The 2557-nt window shown below is 62.5% G+C and carries 3 protein-coding genes; 2 read left to right on the forward strand and 1 reads right to left on the reverse strand.

Annotated features, from left to right (window positions below; all coding sequences use genetic code 11):
* Positions 1-64 precede the first annotated feature (64 nt).
* Positions 65-697 carry a CDP-alcohol phosphatidyltransferase family protein gene (locus tag EOA24_RS34030; protein WP_126078166.1) on the reverse strand — a complete coding sequence of 211 codons (633 nt, stop codon included), beginning with the start codon at positions 695-697 and terminating at the stop codon, positions 65-67.
* Positions 698-886: 189 nt separating this feature from the next.
* On the opposite strand from EOA24_RS34030, the gene EOA24_RS34035 reads away from it, so the two are divergent.
* Together EOA24_RS34035 and purM are read left to right on the forward strand one after the other, a co-directional pair.
* Positions 887-1546, forward strand: coding sequence for an Imm52 family immunity protein (locus tag EOA24_RS34035; RefSeq protein WP_126078167.1), 660 nt, complete (start codon positions 887-889; stop codon positions 1544-1546).
* Between the two features lie 195 nt (positions 1547-1741).
* A partial coding sequence (gene purM / locus EOA24_RS34040) for a phosphoribosylformylglycinamidine cyclo-ligase (RefSeq protein WP_127410594.1) occupies positions 1742-2557 on the forward strand: 816 nt, incomplete at its 3' end.

Genomic DNA, 2557 nt, shown 5'->3' on the forward strand with positions numbered 1-2557 from the left:
GAATAAGACCTGGCGACGAAGCGCGCCGGAGCTATCGTCCGCGGCGATCACGGCGCCATCGTGGTCAGGCGTCCGTGCCGGAGCCGCCCGATCTGCCGATGCCCGACTTGGTGTTGCCCGACTTAGTGACGTCGTTCTGGGAGTTGCTCGTTCGGGAGCCTTCGCCATAGCCGCTCATATGCCTTAGCCAAGCCACGAGATAGGCCGCGGCCGAAGCCACGGTCAAGACCCCGGTCAGCAATATGAGCGCGGTCCGCAGTGGGCCGAGTTGCACGGCAAAGGCCAGCTCGCCCAGCACCAGCGCCGCCAGCACGATCTGGGCGGCGGTGTTGGCCTTCGAAACGAAGAGCGGCTTCACCTCGACCGGATTGCTCATCACGCTGGACAGGAGCACGGCGCAGACGATGAGCCCGTCACGCGAAACCATCATGACCACCAGCCAGAGCGGCAGTTCGCCGGCGAAGCCCATGACGACGAAGACCGAGACAAGCAGGAGCTTGTCGGCGATCGGATCGAGATAGGCGCCCAGGCGGGACGACTGGTTCCAGCGGCGCGCGATGAAGCCGTCGACGCCGTCGGAGATGCCGGCGACGAGAAAGCCGGCGAAAGCCCAGCCCCAAAGCGACTGCAGCATGGCCAGCACCACGGCGGGCACGAGCAGCAGCCGCATGATCGTGATCATGTTGGGAAGGGTCACGTGATGTCCCGTCGTGTCTTTTGTTGGGAAAAAGATGAGGGAGATGGGAGATTGGCGCAAGTGAGGAACTGCCGATCTTCCCCTCGTGGGGAGATGGCCGGCAGGCCAGAGGGGGCGCGAAGGAACGCCGACTTTTGGACCAACAGACCTGCAGGGAAGCTGATAGGCTGCATGCCACGGGAGGCGCACATGGCGGTCAACATCAACGTTTACTGGGGTCCAAGGAAACGGACAGCCAAGGATTCGATCCCACAACTTCAAGCGCATTTCCGAGCATTGGCTATTGCCGACGAAAGACTCGCTAGCTGGGCTCCGCTGGGAAGGTCTCTTAAAAAGGCGATGGCGTCCGAACCTATCGACACATCGGCAGCCAGTAACCTGCAGCACCTGCTGGAGAAAGGCCAGAACAAGACGGACATCGCCCCGCGCCAACCCATTCCGGAATTGGGTTACCGCGTCTCCCTCTGGAACCAGCGCCGGGGAAACGTGGAAGCGTCAACGTCGATCCATTGCGGGGCGTATTCCGAGTATCTGTCACGAGACAGTCAGAACAATGCTTGTCTGGAGCTTAACTGCATGGCAGGGGCCGAGCCTTTTGGGGCGGAAGTCCTGCTCGCCCTATTCCATAGATTCGTCGAAATCTGGAAACCCGACTGGGGTTCGATTTGGCGCGATGTCCAGGAAGGACATCCGGCCAGCAGCCGCGAGCATCCAACGCGCGTTCAATATGCGTTTTACCAACAGCAGGGCTTGGCATCGCAAGGACGAACCGTGGGAAAGGAGGTTGGTGTTCCCCAGGGGCGTATGTGGGTGGATGAAACGGCAGCACCCATTCTAGAGGAAGTTTGACTGCCATAATCGCAGAGTTGGCGGACACGCCTTTGACCTACCGGACATCTCCCCGGGAGATTGGCACTGGTCTCGGCTTTCGCCAATCAACCCCGCACTTTCCTCGGAAACAACATCACTCACCTGCGCGTCATCCTTGCTCCCCGAAACCATTCATGCGAAGAGCCCGCAATGACAAACAGGGACGAGCCGACGATGAGCAAGGGCGATCCGGCCAAGCGCAAGAACGGGCTCACCTATGCCGAGGCGGGCGTCGATATCGATGCTGGCAATCTGATGGTCGAGAAGATCAAGCCGCTGGTGCGCGCGACGCGCCGGCCGGGCGCGGATGGCGAGATCGGCGGCTTCGGCGGCCTGTTCGACCTCAAGGCCGCAGGCTTCACCGATCCGGTGCTGGTCGCGGCCAATGACGGCGTCGGCACCAAGCTCAAGATCGCCATCGATGCCGGCAAGCATGACACGATCGGCATCGACCTCGTCGCCATGTGCGTCAACGACATCGTCGTGCAGGGCGCCGAGCCGCTGTTCTTCCTCGACTATTTCGCCACCGGCAAGCTCGATCCGGACCAGGGCGCCGCGATCGTCGGCGGCATCGCCGAGGGCTGCCAGCAAGCCGGCTGCGCGCTGATCGGCGGCGAAACGGCCGAAATGCCCGGCATGTATCACGACAAGGACTACGACCTTGCCGGTTTCGCGGTCGGCGCGGCCGAGCGCGGCCAGTTGCTTCCCACAGACGACATCGTCGAAGGCGACGTGCTGCTTGGCCTTTCCTCCTCCGGCCTGCACTCCAACGGTTTTTCGCTGGTGCGCCGCATCGTGGCGGCGAGCGGTCTTGCCTGGAGCGATCCGGCGCCGTTCAACGAAGAGCTCAGCCTCGCCGAGGCGCTGCTCGAGCCGACGCGCATCTATGTGAAGTCGATCCTGAAGGCTATCCGCAACACGCATGGCATCAAGGCGCTGGCCCACATCACCGGCGGCGGTTTCCCGGAAAACATCCCGCGCGTGCTGCCC

Origin of the sequence: Mesorhizobium sp. M2A.F.Ca.ET.039.01.1.1, from assembly GCF_003998035.1 — a bacterium.
In the GTDB taxonomy this organism is placed as follows: domain Bacteria; phylum Pseudomonadota; class Alphaproteobacteria; order Rhizobiales; family Rhizobiaceae; genus Mesorhizobium.